This window comes from Neomoorella stamsii, from assembly GCF_002995805.1.
Lineage (GTDB): Bacteria > Bacillota > DSM-521 > Neomoorellales > Neomoorellaceae > Neomoorella > Neomoorella stamsii.
In genome coordinates this window covers 26,649-40,481 of the sequence record NZ_PVXL01000025.1, presented here as the reverse complement: position 1 = coordinate 40,481, position 13,833 = coordinate 26,649, and the positions used below count along the sequence as shown (strand labels likewise).

The following is a 13,833-nucleotide window of genomic DNA, read 5'->3' as shown; positions in this document are numbered from 1 at the left end:
TCTGCCAGGAAGCCGCAAGCTTTATGCCTTTACCTGTAGCAAACCCGGCCAGTCACGTACGGCTACAGCATCGCTCCTTCACCCTCTACTTGCGTTTTAACAGGGAACCCAGGGCCGTTTTGGCGCTGCTTAAAGTTACACCAATAAAGCCATACCCGTGCAAGATAGCTTCCAGGGCCGCTAGCACCTGTTCAATGTCCCCTTCGGTGACAATCAAAGGCGGTTCCAGGCGGATAACATTGGGATTATTCAATGTATAAGCCGTAATCACCTGGTGTTTATTCATCAATTCCCCGGCCACCAGGGACCCGAAATATTCCCCGGCCAGCTCATTCACCTTGCCCCGGGTAAGTTTGTCGAACCACCCTCCCACGGGCTGGTTAAACTCCAGGCCGATGAGGAGACCCCGGCCGCGGACTTCTTTAATTAGGCCATATTTCTCTTTAAGCTGCCGCAGCCGCTCCAGGAAGAAGCGCCCTCTGGCTGCCGCCTGACCCGCCAGGTCCTGGTCCAGGATGCTCTGCAGGGCCGCCAGGCCGGCAGCCGCCGCCAGGGTATTGCCGCCAAAGGTGGAAGTATGGAGCAAAGCCTTATCCATGCCGCCGTAGGCCTTATCCCAGACAGCCGGCCGGGCAATATAAGCGCCAATGGGCATGACACCGCCGCCCAGGGATTTGGCCAGGCACATGATATCCGGTACCACACCCTCATGCTCGCAGGCAAAAAGATAGCCTGTCCGGCCAAAGCCCGTCTGGATCTCGTCGAGGATTAACAGGCTGCTGTAGCGGTCGCAGAGGTCCCGCGCCCCCTTAAGATAGCCGTCGTGGGGGACAATAACACCACCCTCACCCTGGATGGGCTCGACGATAAAGGCAGCCACATCGCCACCGGCCAGTTTGGCCTCCAGGGCCTCCAGGTCATCATAGGGTACCGCCTCGCAGCCTGGCAGTAAAGGAGCAAAGGGACGCTGGTATTTCTCCCGCCCGGTGACGGACAGGGAACCAAAACTTTTGCCGTGGAAGGAATTCCGGCAGTAGATGATCTTCTCCCGGCCGGTGGCGGCCCGGGCCAGCTTCAGGGCGCCCTCCACAGCCTCGGTGCCGCTGTTGCAGAAAAAGACCCGCTCCAGGTCCCCGGGCGTCACCCGGGCCAGGTTGTGGGCCAGGGCAGCGGCCAGGGGATTCAAAGAGGCCTGGAGGAGATTGGGCCGCCCCATGACCCTTTTAATGGCGGCCAGTACCTCCGGCGGGTTGTGGCCTAGATTGAGAGCGCCATAGCCACCCAGGAAGTCCAGGTAGCGTTTGCCCTCCCTGTCCCAGACGGCAACCCCCTCCGCCCGGACAAAGGCCTTGTCAAAATCCAGCAGGGCCAGCATGCCCGCCAGGCCGGGATTAGCATAGCGGCGGTATACTTCCCGCGTCTCCTGGCGGGAAAACTCCATGGCCTCTTCCAGGCTAAATAACTTTTCCTCAGCCAATCTCTTCACTTACCTTTCCAGAAAATAAAAATGACCTCAAGAGCCTTCTCTCAAGGCCATTTTACCATCTTTACCCGCTTTCTGTCTAATGGGTCTGGCAACAATTTTCCCCTTCCACCGCTACGGCCACAGCTTTTCCTTCTTCCGCCCAGATGCGGTCGGCCACCTCTCCCCAGGCCCGGGCATAGGGAGCCAGTTTGGCGGCAAACTCGGCTGCCGTCTCGTCATCATGCAACTGGGTTGAGCGGGCACCCGACTCGGCCACAATGTCCCGCAGCATTTCCGGGTTATCAATGAGGGGGCAGGGACGGCGCAGGTTCTGGTTAAAGGGCTGGCGCTTCTGGTAGGCCCGGAAAAGGGGGTTCTGCAGGGCTTCCACCAGGCTCACATCCTTGATATTGCAGGTACTGTAGTGGACAAAGGCGCAGGGCTCGACTTCACCGGCCGCGTTAATATGGAAATAACGCCGGCCACCGGCGATACAGCCGTTGCTGGCCTCGCCGTCGTTCCAGAAGTCCACCAGGAAGATAGGTTTGGTCCGGCGGAAATACTGGATACGCTCAAACATCCAGGCCCGCTGCGATGGGGTGGCCATCATTTCCAGGTCCACGTCTTTGCCAATGGGGATATAGGTAAAATACCAGCCAAAGGCAACTCCTTTGTCCACCAGCATATCAACAAAGGCGTCGCTGCCAAGTTCCTCGGTATTATTGCGGCTGTAGGTTACCGATACTCCATAGACGGCCCCGGCGGCCCGCATGAGGTCCATGGCCTGCATAACCTTGGCGAAAACACCTTTGCCGCGGCGGCTATCAGTTCTTTCCTCAAAACCTTCCAGGCTTAAGGCTACCGTAATATTACCCAGGCGGACCATATCGTCGACAAATTTTTGTTCAATTAAAGTACCATTGGTAAAGAGGTGGAAAACCTGGTCGGGATGCTTCTCTGCCAGCCGGACAATATCGTCGCGGCGCAGCATGGGTTCACCGCCGGAAAGAACAATAAAATTAATGCCCAGCTTCTCGCCTTCGGTAACAATGCGGTCCATGGTAGCAAAATCCAGTTCTTGCGCCCGCTGGTAATCCCCCGCCCAGCAGCCCAGACAGTGCAAATTACACTTTTCCGTTGGGTCCATTAGGATGGCCCACGGTACGGCGACACCGAGTTTCGCCGCCCATTCCTTCTGCCGCGGCACACCGATAAAGGTTGAATTAACAAAGAAATCCATGGCCAGGCGCTGCCTGACATTGGGGTGGGTCTGGGTCAGTAGTCGCTGGGCAAATCGGTACCAGTTGCCATTTCTATCCGCTAAAACTCTCTTAACATTGGCCACCATCTCCCGGTGATAGGGATCCCGGGCCAGCTTTTCAGCTACGGCAATCAGGCGGGGAATATTCTTTTCCGGGTTATTAAGGATTAATTTAACCCCCTGCTCCAGCAACTTTTCCCCCACATAAGTTGCCGCCAGGTTCACGCGCAAGACCTCCTTTCCAGCTTTATAAACACAAAATGGTAGCCCTTACGTCCTGTCAACGCCGGCTACCACCCCCCAAAACTCCCAAAAGACCAATTTTTGTTTTTATTATACGCTTCCGGCCATATCTGGTCAAGGGTTCCCTTCTGGGTAGAAACTGCTTCTTATATTATTCTCTTTAAGGGTCAAAACTAGCAACTGGATAGGGACCAATACTGCAAAGGAGGGCTTTTAAAAAATGACTGTAGGCACCAAAATGCACCAGACCCTCACCAGCCTGGAAGGCGCCGCCGCCGATCTGAAAACCTATGCCCTGGAAACCCAGGATAAAAACGCCAAGAAGCAGTTTACCGATTACGCCAACCAGATCGAAAATATCGCCCAGGGCTTAAAGGGCCGGGTCAACTACCTGGAAAGCCAGGAACCCCAGTACAAGGTTTTCCAGCAGGCGCAGGGCAAGATGCAGTAGCGTCCCTTTAGCATAGCCCCCGTTAACACGGGGGCTTATATTTATAGCCTATGCCGGGATGGAAAAGAATACAACGCACTATGCGAAAAAAAGCTGGGGAAAACGCTCTAAAGGCCAAAATAAAAAAGGCCCGCAGACCTTGATTTATGGTGCAAGAGTCGGGACTTGAACCCGCACGGACCTAAAGGTCCACGAGATTTTAAGTCCTAAGATATGCGTCCTTCCTATCATGGTTTATCTGCCCTGTCCTAAAAATAAAAGCATATATTTATCAATCGCTTTGTATTCCGGCACCATCTCAACCCTTCCGGCATCAATTGGGCACCAAATTAAAACGCTGAATTTGTTTTCTCTGATAACAATAAAATTCACCGCCGCGTGTATGAGGGTTGTTGCTATTAGCCACGCCCTCAAGAACGCGGCGGGACCCGGCCAGCGGCTGAACAAAAACGGCCCTGCTCATTGTTTCCCCTCATAAATATAGCGGCGAAAGTTTTTCGCCATATCCCGCGGGCCTGCGCCCATACCTATTATTTTTAAGGCCTGCTCTATATCCTCTGCACTTCTGTCCACAGGTTGAGATAATTCCTTTCTTAAGAAATCCACTTCCATTTCGGTATTAAATTTTCTTTCAAGGTTATTTACCCTTGCTTCCAGCTCATTAAGCCTTTGCTCGAGACCCACTGGCACTTTCCCCCCCTGGCACATTACTTTACTTTAAATATATCACGTTTCCTTCCTCTATACAGCCATCTGCTATAGCTCTTTTAAAAACACAAGCAAATACTGAAAAATTATAGCTCGACCCCTTCGCTTGCAATAGCCCTGCGCAAAGATTCGCGGCAGTCTTCCGGGTCAACCAGATCAACTTTAAATTTTTCGCTAAGACCCGTCACCGCCCCTACTGCGGCATAAAACCGTTCGTCCGGGATGCCCCAGGCCGCCAGGTCAATATCGGACCAGCGGGTAAAACGGGAACGGTCAACAAGGGAGCCGAAGACCACCACTTTTTGGGCACCATATTTCTCTTTTAAGACTGCTGCAGCTCTGGCAGCAACCTGCCAGGCTTCTTTATAACGCTCGGTTAGGGAGGGGTCAGGTTTTGAAAAATCGTCGGTAAAAGTCAAAGGGTATTTTTTCGCATAATAAGCAGCCAGTTCTTCAGGTTGGGTACCCATATTTTAGCCCCCTGCTAAAACAGCTTTATGTAGCCTTGTTTCTCATTCTTTTCCTGCAATGTAGTAATTTAAGTATACCACAGGTTAATTATATATGGAGTTATTTTCCACCACTTGAACCGGTTATCTTGTAAGCGGGAGCCAGAAACTGTCTATCTGTTGCTTTGCTTCACCGTTCACGCTTCCGCCCGGGTATTAGGACCCGGCGGCCAGGTCGTTCTCGTTCAACCGGCTGATGGCGATAACTGGATTAACCTGCAGGGTACCGATGGCCTGGGCCACGTCAAAGACATCCTGGTCGGTAGCCGCTGGTTTCACCCGGCTGTAGGAGCGCAGCCGGTAAACGGGCTGTCCGTTTGTATCGGTCCCCGTCTGCGGGCTTCCTGCCAGGAAATCGGTACAATTATCTCATATTTTCTTTTCCTAGCCATAAAAAGATCACCTTTTTCTAGGCGGTGCTAGCGTTTCGTGTAATTTTGGATACACGAGATTTTTGGCCCAACTACCCGATACTCCTCTCTTTAGCTACACGATACTATAAAATAAAAAACGATTTATGGGTCGATTTGTTAAGCCCATAAACCGCTGATTCTCTAGCTGGTGCGAGAGGCGGGACTTGAACCCGCACGGACCTAAAGGTCCACGAGATTTTAAGTCTCGGGCGTCTGCCGGTTCCGCCACTCTCGCAGGCAGAAAATATTATAGCATATAACGGTGGGGATATTCAATACTAAGTTTTAAACTCTCCTGTCACCCGCCGGTGACACTGCGGTATTTTACTGAGCGCCTTGGAGTAGATGTCGCCAGTATCTCCCGGTAAAAACCGGATTATTTCACATAAAATATTCCCCCGGCGGTTGCCACCGGCTGTCCGGCAACAGCCATCCTTGCCTCTGTTACTACTATCTTTTCGCCGTTGTGGATTACCATCCCCCGGCACTCCACCACCTGGCCAGCCTCTACCGGCCTTAAATAACCAACCTGCAGGTTCAGGGTAACAGCCTGCCTGCCAATAGAACGCACGGCAATACCCATGGCCCGGTCGGCCAGGGCAGCATAGACGCCCCCGTGGAGGATCCGCCAGGAATTCAGATGCCTGGGAAGGACTTTCAAGCGTACTAGGCCCCGCCCCGGCCCTACTCCGGCTACTTCTATACCCATCAACTCAGCAAAGGGATTGTCCGGTTGAACGATGGCCTGCCATTTTTCCGCATCAAGTTCACCTAATGCCCAGGAAAAATCCCCTCCCATAATGCCACCCCTTCTGCTATAATGAATCGCAAACGGGTTACCCTGAAAAAATTACTGTGCCTCCTAATGCTATAAAGGACAAAGGAGGGATTAATCTGGCAACTTTACAAGAACGCATCAACCAGTTGCAGGCGGAAATTGCCGATTTGAAGCGGCGTTTCCCTGCCCATTCCTTAAAGCCCGCTATGTTCCAGCAATTGGAAGACCTGGAAGAGGAGCTGGAAAAGTTGCTCCAGCAACAAAAGGAGGAACAATTCCATCCTAACAGTTAGCTGCTGATATGTCAACTTCTGGGAAGTAAGATGCTGCAGGTTCAGGCGTAAATTGCAGGCAACACCTGGATAATACAAAAAGACCATTTGCCCACCGGCAAAATGGTCTTCCACCTACCAACCTGGAGGCGCGGGCCGGATTTGAACCGGCGAATAGCGGTTTTGCAGACCGCGGCGTTAGCCACTTCGCCACCGCGCCAAGGTAAAAAAATGGAGCGGAAAACGGGATTTGAACCCGCGACCCCCGCCTTGGCAAGGCGATGCTCTACCGCTGAGCTACTTCCGCTCGCTCACTGCATGTTAGATTATAGCACGGGCAAAAAGTCCTGTCAAGCATCCGCGATCACTCAGGCTAACCAAAAGTATAATCTTACCGGAGGAAGAGGTACCATTATACGGCCCCACTCTCGCTCCTGCCCGTCAGGATATACTCCAGTTCCGCCTGGACAGATGGGTTAGTGAGGGCAAAGACCAGGTCCCCTGCTTTCAGGACCGTATTGCCACAGGGGACAATGGCCGTATCACCCCGGACAATAGTCACCAGGATACATTCGTTGGGAAATGGTATCTCCTTGATTTTCCGCCCCAGGACAGGGGCATCAGGACCAAGTTTAAACTGAATCATTTTTAAATCTTTAATGCCCTGCATCCACAGGGCCGTAGTCGCATCCATATCCACCCTTTCCTGGATTAATCCCAGGATAAGGGACGCCGGGCCAATTACCTGGTTGACCCCCAGCCAACGGAAGAGCTTCTCATTGCCCGGATTATTCACCAGGGCCAGGGTACGTCTGGCTTTAAACTGGCGCTCCGCCAGCTGGCAGATTACCAGGTTATCCTGGTCGTCATCCGTGATAGCAATAACTATATCAGCCTCTCCAGCTCCGGCCTTTTTCAAAACCTGTGGTCTGGTACCGTCACCAATGACTACCGGCAGGCCGAGTTCCTGCTTAATTTTCTCACCCTTTTCCTGGTCATTTTCCACCACCACTACTTCACAACCCCAGGCGGCACACTGTTTGGCTACCTGGTAGCCAACCTTACCGCCACCGACTACTACAATCCTCATGACCCAACCCCTTTCTGCTATAACTATTCGCCACCACATCCCCGCTTCCTGCCGCTGGTAAATTTTATTCTTTCCGGGCTGGTTTCTGCACCGGCCGGTACCCCGCTGGTCACTTCCTTACGCCTGCAGGTACAGACCGGGACAGGAGAAAAAGCTTGATGATTTGACGGTGGCCATTAATGACCTGGCCCGGACCCTGGGGAAAAAGTCCTAATATGCCGGCAAACGCCGTAACTGCCCGGTAAAACTAAAGCGCGAACTCCGCTAGGAAAACAAAAGCAGCCCCTTGTGACATGGGAGGAGCTGCTCTTCAGGTTTTTAAAACATTTTAACTTACCCCCACGACCCGGCGGGCCTCTGCGAGGAGCTGAACCCAGGTGGGCGGCGGCATTGGTTCAGGTCGCCCTGAGGTCCGGGCAATCAGGCTTAAAGCCTGCCATCGTTGCTGCATCCGGGCGTGGAGGTGGGCGACGTAATCCCCCAGCTCGCCATCAAGCCAGGCTTCCAGGTAATTGCAGACATAATCGCCGTCAGAGGCATCCCCGATTTTGTAATAGGCAGCGCGGGTACCCCGGACGCGGCCATTAGTGGTATAGGGCAGCCACCAGGGCCGGTAAGGCTCGTCTACATTATCGCTGTGTAAATAACGGATATATCTGTTGCCGGCAAGGCCCGACAGGGCCGGTTTCATCCAGAAGCGGGCGGCGGCGCCCACATGCAAAACACGGCCTTCACCAAGGAGAAGTAGCTGCCACTGGACGGCCCGGGCCTGATGCAGGTAGGTGCTGCCTGCTTTTGAAGGTAGGCCCTGGAGCTGGAGGATGGCGGCCTCATGGGGAGAGAGATCACCTTCCATAGCCCGGCGGGCAGAATTAAAGCTAATAACCTGCTGGACGGCAGTAGCAGCTATTTCCCCGCCAGCGCCCTGGCTACCATCCTGGCCGGTAATGATGACTTCCGTTCCCTCCCGGGTAAGGCTACTATTACTACCCTGCTCCTTCAAGGCCTGTACTGCCTGCCGCACGTCTTCTTCCAGTTCCGGCCAGATGATATCCGTCCTGTATTTCCAACCGGAGCCGAACTTGGCGGCCACTCTTTCCAGCTGGGATTTAACTGTACCCTGCTGGATTGTCAGAGCCGTTGCTATCTCCCAGCGCTTTAAACCGGCCCGGGCCAGAAGGGCCACCTGGAGCTCAAGTTTTGCTAAGTTGAGACGGGCATCAATAACTTTCTGGCAATTGCGGTCCATTTGATTCCTCCTGCTTCGTAAGCCCACCTCTGTCAGGCGGGCCAGCAAAAGATCCTTTAGATAAAATTCGCTTAATGCCTTCTATAGCCTTAAAAATTTTTAATGGTATAATGAACCAGAAAAGGAGGGTTTAATTATGAGCCTGGCACATTAGGAGATAGCTGCCGCCGGGGGACTTACTTATGAGGATTATGTTGTTTTCTCAACCGCCGCCAGCTCCTGATTCCTAAAAATGTGCAGGCACGCCGGTCCTGGTGGTAGAAATATTCAAAGGGATTGGCTAAAAAATCTTATAAAGGCGGCCTGGTTAGCCGCCCTAATAAATGTACTCCCGCTAATAAGTAAGCTTTACGGCTCCATTTTCAGTGACCGCATACGTATCCTCTACCCCGGCGCTGCCCTGGCCCGGGAAGACAAATTTGGGCTCCAGGGCAAAGACCATACCGGTTGCCAGGACGGTCTTATCCCCCCTGGCAATCACCGGCCACTCGTTCAATTCCAGCCCGATGCCGTGGCCAATATAACTCACCTGGCGGCCATGACCCATAAAATGTTCGCCCAGCCCGGCCCGGCTGGCCATAGTTACGGCCAGGTCATAAAGTTCGCCTGCCATTACCCCAGGCCTGGCCTTCTCCGCCACCCTGGCTGCTATTTCCATGGCTACTTCCTGGGCTTTCTGCAAAACAGGTGCTACGTCTTCGTCCAGGTAAATCCGCGTCTGGTCGACGGTATAATCGCCATACACGCCGGCGTAGTCAATGAGCAGGGGTTCTCCTGCTTCCCAGCGGTGCCGGCTGGGACCAAGGGGGTAAAGGGGTGTTAGGCCGCGGCCGGCCAGGGGAATGTCGAAACAGGAAGCCAGGGCTGCATTGGCCCCGGCCGCCACAATGCCCGGTATCATTCCCTGCTCCTGGCCACGGAAACGTTTCGTACCCTGGTGGCCCAGGCGGCGGGCGTAACCTTCAAACTCGGCGGCAATTTCCAGTTCCGTCATCCCCGGCCTTATTACGCTACTTATGTACTTGAAGACCTCGGCGTGCCTGTCCGCTGCATACCGCAGGGCCTCCAGTTCCTGGCCGGACTTGACCATGCGCTGGGACCGCAATATTTGACTTATGTCCACCCACTGGCAGTCCGGGAAAAGCTCCTGGTAGCGCCGGAACAGGCTTAAAGGGATGACGTCCATTTCTAAACCCAACCGCTTAAGCCCGCTCCAGCCGGCCCCTGCTATTAGCCCTGGTATTTCTTTAAAGCTGCTAAGGGGCAGTACCTGATTTAAGGCAGCCTCCGCCTGCGCCCGGGTGGTATCCCGGTAGGCCAGGAGCAAGGGTTCTCCCATCGCCGGGACAAACAGGTGGCAGCTCTGGGCCGTACCGCTCAGGTAATACAGGTCGGCAGCCTGGAAAATAAGGGCGCCATCTAATTCCCGGGCCTGCAGGGCTTCCTGGAAACGCTTGAGACGCTCTTGGTATTCAGTGGTCATTGTCAGCCTCCATGATTAACCTTTCTAATTCTTATTCTAAGCCACGAAAATGCTCCTGGCAACCACCGGGATAATAGAAAAGGCCTGGTTTCTTCCAGGCCTTCCGTGCTGGTGCCTCAGGGCGGAATCGAACCGCCGACACGAGGATTTTCAGTCCTCTGCTCTACCAACTGAGCTACCGAGGCATGTCTGGCGGAGCCGACGGGATTTGAACCCGCGATCTTCGGCGTGACAGGCCGACATGTTAAACCGCTACACTACGGCTCCTCTTCTGGTGGGCAGTGGCAGGATTGAACTGCCGACCCCCTGCTTGTAAGGCAGGTGCTCTCCCGCTGAGCTAACCGCCCTCATGTACCTGTCGCGTAAGATATTATAGCATGGTACTCCCCCGAAGTCAAATATATTTTCTCCCTCAGTTATTTTACCTTCCCCAGGCAAGGATGGCCTCGCGGACGATTTTGGCCGCCAGGATGGCGGTAATATTACCCTGGTCGTAGGCCGGGCAGACCTCCACCAGGTCGAAGGCCACCACGTTGGCCTCCCGCAACAGGTAAATGGCCTGCAGGATCTCCCGGGGTGGGCAGCCCCCCGGTTCGGGGGTACCGGTGCCGGGGGCGAAGGCAGGGTCCACGACGTCAATATCTATGCTGACATAAAGGGGGCGGGAGCCCAGTTCGGGCACCAGCTTTTCCAGGGGGGTAGTGATGACATCCATAAAAAAGTTGGTTTCTTCCTGGCCATAGGCGAATTCGCCCCAGGTGCCGGAACGAATGCCAAACTGGTAAAGGTTGCCCGGGCCAATTTCCTCCGCCGCCAGGCGCATGACGGTGGCATGGGAAAGCCTTTCCCCCAGGTATTCCTCCCTTAAATCGGCATGGGCGTCAAAGTGGAGGACAGCAAGATTGGGGTAGCGGCGGCGGGCCGCCCGGATGAGGGGGTAGCTCACCAGGTGTTCACCCCCCAGAAAAAGGGGGATCTTTTTGTCCTGGAAAAGGGCGGCAGCAGCAGCCTCCATACGTTCCAGGTTGGCCTCCAGCCGGCCCGGTACCAGGTCAAGGTCACCGGCGTCGTAAAAAGGCACCTGCCCCAGTTCTCGCTGCAGGTAAGGGCTGTATTCCTCCAGGACTTCGGACACGGCACGAATGGCCTGGGGGGCCCAGCGGGCGCCGGGGCGAAAGCTGGTGGTAGCGTCAAAGGGGATGCCCGCCAGGACCACCCGGGCGGCCTCATAATTATCGCCGCTGGCCAGGAAGCCCTGGTTTTTTACATAACCTGCCAGCACTTGAATTGTTTCCTCCGTTTCAACCATTTTTACATAACTATATTACCTGGCCGGCACTGGGCGCGGAACCCTGCAGAGAGGGGCCCACCTAAAACTCCTCTTCGTCCCGCTTTTCTAGAATCTCCTGGACGAAGGGGGGCAGGGCAAAAGCCCCCTGGTGAATAGCCGGGGTGTAGTAGCGGGTCACCAGCTGGGGTGCCTTTTTCCAGTCGACCTCCAGGGGATCATATTCCTTGCTCCCCAGGCTGAAGCTCCAGAGGCCGCCGGGGTAAGTGGGTACCGTTCCCAGGTACAGGCGGGCAATGGGGAATATCTCCGCCAGGTCGCGCTGGATGCGGCGGATGAGCCTGCCGTTAAAGAGGGGGGACTCGGTCTGGGCGACAAAGAGCCCGTCCGGCTTTAGTGCCCGGTAAACGTTACGGTAAAACTCGGCACTGAAGAGACCTACCGCCGGGCCAATGGGATCAGTAGAATCAACGATAATCACGTCATAGGTATTTTCCATCTGGCGGACGTGCTCGATGCCGTCTTCAAAGCGGATCTCCACCCGGGCATCATCCAGGCCGCAGGAAATCTCCGGCAGGTATTCCCGGGCGTTAGCCACCACCCGGGCGTCAATCTCCACCAGGGTAGCCTTTTCAATGCTGGGATGTTTGATAATCTCCCGGATAACGCCGCCGTCACCGCCGCCAATGACCAGGGCTGTGCGGGGATTGGGGTGGGTATTTAAAGGTACGTGGGCGATCATCTCGTGGTAAAAGAATTCATCGCCAACGGTTGTCTGGATGATGTTATCCAGGAGCAACATGCGCCCGTAAGACTCCGTTTCCACCACGGCCAGGTCCTGGTAGGGCGTTTTTTCATGGTGCAGGGTTTTTTTCAGCTTGACAGATATGGCCAGCCCGGGGGTTTGTAGTTCGGAAAACCAGATGCCTTGCAAAGTCAACAACTCCTTCCTTTTATCCAGAAAGCTATCATAGCAAAAAAATACCTTCACCTCAAGGCCTGCCAGTTAAATAATGCCCATGACCGCCTGGGCTATACTGACGTTATGGATGTTGAGACGCAGGAGCTGGTTAATAAGGTCCATGTGAACGGACGTGGTTTCTAGACTCAGGCGGTTTTCCTGCTGCAGGCGCTGGAAATGGGAGTAACGCAGGTTCTTTTCCAGGCGTAAGATCTCGGGATGACCCTTTATGACCCTGGCGGCCATGGCTTCGTCACCGGTAGCAAAGGCCTGGATGACCGTCGTAAAGTTCTCTTTAACTTTATTGAACATCTCCTGGAGTTCAGCCTGCCCCGCAGGGGAAAATTCCACCCCGCTGGCTTCGATTTTCCGCCACTGGTGGGCCATTTCCACGACCACGTCGCCAATATGCTCCAGGTCATTGGCTATATAGAGGAGTCTGGTCTGGGCCACTAGCTGGTCGTCGGTAAGGTTACCCTGGTTCAACTGGGCGAGGTACCTGGCCACCGCCCGGTAGAGATAGTCAAGGATATTATCCAGGCCGCGCAGCTTTTCCAGCAACTCAACCTCCCGCTCGGCCAGGGGCTGCATCACCCGGGGAAACATTTCTTCCCGGATGAGGCCGGCCATGCGTAAAAGCTCCTGGGTCGCCCGGGCCAGGGCCAATTCGGGTATATCCAGGACTTTTGTATCCAGGTATTTGGCCACCTTTTCTTCCTCGGGGGCGTCGGGGAGGATCCTTTCCATAAGGCGGCCCACCCACGGAGTAAAGGGAAGAAAGACGAGCATGTTAATAATATTGAAAAGGGTGTGGCCGTTGGCCACCTGGTGGGCAATATCCGGGGATGTCAGCCGGGATAAATGGCTGTACAGTCCCAGGAAGGGTAAAAAGAGGAGGACACCGGCCAGCTTAAAAAAGAAATGGGCCAGGGCCACCCTTTTGGCTTCCCGGGAAAGGGCAATGCTGGAAATGAGGGCCGTAGCCGTGGTGCCCAGGTTGGCTCCCAGGACCATGGCCAGAGCCGGTTCCAGGGGCAGGGCTCCCTGGGCGGCCAGGGTCATGGCCAGGACCACCGTCGCCGCGCTGGCCTGGACAATGCCGGTAAAAAGGGTCGCTGCCAGCATCATTACCCAGGGGTGGTCTGCCAGGGGGCTCAAGGTACTCACAAAGCCGGGCAGGGTATTTAAGGGTGCTACGGCCGTACCCATGAGGGCCGCACCGTAAAAAATAAGGCCGAAACCGAGGACGGCCTGGCCCAAGTGGTGCCAGCGCAGGCGCCTGGCAAAAAGATAAGGGATGAGGCCGGCGACCACGGCCCAGAGGGCGTAGTCGCTGAGGCGCAGGGCAATGAGCTGGGCCGTAAGGGTAGAGCCAATGGCCGCCCCCAGGATGACCCCCAGGGCCTGGCCTAGGCTCATGAGTCCCGCGCTGACAAAACCCACCAGCAGCACTGTGGTGACGGCACTGGTCTGGAGGAAAATGGTCACCACCAGCCCGGCCAGCATGCCAAAAAAGCGGTTTTTCGTTACTGCCCCCAGGAGTTGCTGCACCTGGCGGGCTGCCGCTTTTTGCAGGCCGGTGCTGATGAGGTGCATCCCGAAAAGGAAAAGGGCCAGCCCCCCTGCCAGCCCGGTGGCGATGGTGAAAAACAACGTGCTCAA

Annotated in this window: 15 protein-coding genes and 6 tRNA genes; 2 read left to right on the top strand and 19 right to left on the bottom strand. The window is 55.0% G+C overall.

The window, feature by feature from the left end; genetic code table 11:
* Window positions 1-85: 85 nt before the first annotated feature.
* Window positions 86-1,441: an aspartate aminotransferase family protein gene (locus tag MOST_RS04025; RefSeq protein ID WP_083476472.1), complete on the bottom strand. Its 1,356-nt coding sequence runs from the start codon at window positions 1,439-1,441 to the stop codon at window positions 86-88.
* A gap of 121 nt (window positions 1,442-1,562) precedes the next feature.
* Window positions 1,563-2,951, bottom strand: coding sequence for a radical SAM/SPASM domain-containing protein (locus MOST_RS04020; RefSeq protein ID WP_054935735.1), 1,389 nt, complete (start codon window positions 2,949-2,951; stop codon window positions 1,563-1,565).
* 238 nt (window positions 2,952-3,189) lie between these two features.
* On the opposite strand from MOST_RS04020, the gene MOST_RS04015 reads away from it, so the two are divergent.
* Window positions 3,190-3,420 (top strand): DUF1657 domain-containing protein, encoded by a 231-nt coding sequence (locus MOST_RS04015; RefSeq protein WP_054935734.1) that lies wholly within the window; start codon window positions 3,190-3,192, stop codon window positions 3,418-3,420.
* A 234-nt stretch (window positions 3,421-3,654) separates the two neighbouring features.
* Here the strand turns inward: MOST_RS04015 and MOST_RS04010 are convergent, their stop codons facing one another.
* From MOST_RS04010 to MOST_RS03985, 6 genes are all read right to left on the bottom strand, one after another.
* Window positions 3,655-3,867 carry a hypothetical protein gene (locus tag MOST_RS04010; protein WP_054935733.1) on the bottom strand — a complete coding sequence of 71 codons (213 nt, stop codon included), beginning with the start codon at window positions 3,865-3,867 and terminating at the stop codon, window positions 3,655-3,657.
* Between the two features lie 12 nt (window positions 3,868-3,879).
* Window positions 3,880-4,104 (bottom strand): hypothetical protein, encoded by a 225-nt coding sequence (locus MOST_RS17055; RefSeq protein ID WP_054935732.1) that lies wholly within the window; start codon window positions 4,102-4,104, stop codon window positions 3,880-3,882.
* 110 nt (window positions 4,105-4,214) lie between these two features.
* Window positions 4,215-4,598 carry a nucleotidyltransferase family protein gene (locus MOST_RS04000; protein ID WP_054935731.1) on the bottom strand — a complete coding sequence of 128 codons (384 nt, stop codon included), beginning with the start codon at window positions 4,596-4,598 and terminating at the stop codon, window positions 4,215-4,217.
* Between the two features lie 195 nt (window positions 4,599-4,793).
* Window positions 4,794-4,916, bottom strand: a complete 123-nt coding sequence (locus tag MOST_RS18420; RefSeq protein WP_244266973.1) for a DUF1659 domain-containing protein — start codon at window positions 4,914-4,916, stop codon at window positions 4,794-4,796.
* A 280-nt stretch (window positions 4,917-5,196) separates the two neighbouring features.
* Window positions 5,197-5,285 (bottom strand) — tRNA-Leu (locus MOST_RS03990).
* Between the two features lie 141 nt (window positions 5,286-5,426).
* Window positions 5,427-5,849, bottom strand: a complete 423-nt coding sequence (locus tag MOST_RS03985) for a PaaI family thioesterase (protein ID WP_054935729.1) — start codon at window positions 5,847-5,849, stop codon at window positions 5,427-5,429.
* A 56-nt stretch (window positions 5,850-5,905) separates the two neighbouring features.
* Here MOST_RS03985 and MOST_RS03980 point away from each other — a divergent pair, with 56 nt between their 5' ends.
* Window positions 5,906-6,121: a hypothetical protein gene (locus MOST_RS03980; protein ID WP_054935728.1), complete on the top strand. Its 216-nt coding sequence runs from the start codon at window positions 5,906-5,908 to the stop codon at window positions 6,119-6,121.
* A gap of 123 nt (window positions 6,122-6,244) precedes the next feature.
* On the opposite strand, the gene MOST_RS03975 is transcribed toward MOST_RS03980, so the two are convergent.
* From MOST_RS03975 to MOST_RS03925, 11 genes are all read right to left on the bottom strand, one after another.
* Window positions 6,245-6,320: transfer RNA gene (locus MOST_RS03975), tRNA-Cys, on the bottom strand.
* Window positions 6,321-6,332: 12 nt separating this feature from the next.
* A tRNA-Gly gene (locus MOST_RS03970) sits at window positions 6,333-6,407 on the bottom strand.
* A 105-nt stretch (window positions 6,408-6,512) separates the two neighbouring features.
* The gene (locus MOST_RS03965; RefSeq protein ID WP_245909659.1) at window positions 6,513-7,229 is read right to left on the bottom strand and encodes a potassium channel family protein; all 717 of its coding nucleotides are present in this window, start codon (window positions 7,227-7,229) and stop codon (window positions 6,513-6,515) included.
* Window positions 7,230-7,518: 289 nt separating this feature from the next.
* The gene (locus MOST_RS03960) at window positions 7,519-8,439 is read right to left on the bottom strand and encodes a helix-turn-helix domain-containing protein (protein ID WP_054935726.1); all 921 of its coding nucleotides are present in this window, start codon (window positions 8,437-8,439) and stop codon (window positions 7,519-7,521) included.
* Window positions 8,440-8,773: 334 nt separating this feature from the next.
* Complete coding sequence (locus MOST_RS03955) at window positions 8,774-9,922, bottom strand: M24 family metallopeptidase (RefSeq protein ID WP_054935725.1); 1,149 nt, start codon at window positions 9,920-9,922, stop codon at window positions 8,774-8,776.
* A gap of 109 nt (window positions 9,923-10,031) precedes the next feature.
* Window positions 10,032-10,107, bottom strand: a tRNA-Phe gene (locus MOST_RS03950).
* 5 nt (window positions 10,108-10,112) lie between these two features.
* A tRNA-Asp gene (locus tag MOST_RS03945) sits at window positions 10,113-10,189 on the bottom strand.
* Window positions 10,190-10,194: 5 nt separating this feature from the next.
* Window positions 10,195-10,269 (bottom strand) — tRNA-Val (locus MOST_RS03940).
* A 74-nt stretch (window positions 10,270-10,343) separates the two neighbouring features.
* Entirely contained in the window at window positions 10,344-11,201 is an 858-nt protein-coding gene (gene speB / locus MOST_RS03935) for an agmatinase (protein WP_422879868.1), read from the bottom strand.
* 91 nt (window positions 11,202-11,292) lie between these two features.
* Window positions 11,293-12,144 carry a polyamine aminopropyltransferase gene (gene speE, locus MOST_RS03930; RefSeq protein WP_054935773.1) on the bottom strand — a complete coding sequence of 284 codons (852 nt, stop codon included), beginning with the start codon at window positions 12,142-12,144 and terminating at the stop codon, window positions 11,293-11,295.
* Window positions 12,145-12,216: 72 nt separating this feature from the next.
* Entirely contained in the window at window positions 12,217-13,833 is a 1,617-nt protein-coding gene (locus tag MOST_RS03925; protein WP_161952795.1) for a Na/Pi cotransporter family protein, read from the bottom strand.